The 240-nt window shown below is 40.8% G+C and carries 1 protein-coding gene; it reads left to right on the forward strand.

Annotated features, from left to right (window positions below):
* A partial coding sequence (locus ACWA1B_RS23535) for an AAA family ATPase (RefSeq protein WP_456911110.1) occupies positions 1 to 240 on the forward strand: 240 nt, incomplete at both ends.

The raw sequence follows: 240 nt of genomic DNA on the forward strand, positions 1-240 counted from the left end.
TGGAAAAGGTTACGCCATGTTTAATGCAGCGTTGATTGGGCTGGTAACGGAATTAAAACAGTTGAATATGAATGTGGTTTACATTAGTCGAGCAGTTACTACCGGTGAAGGAACCACAGAACACGAAATACCGGCGCTCAAAGAAAAATATTACAACGTGGTTAATGGTAACTGCGACTTAGTTATTCAAACCCAACGAATTGGTAAACGATACATTCGTCGAGTAACTGACCGTCGTAA

This window comes from Flavobacterium xizangense, from assembly GCF_054075145.1.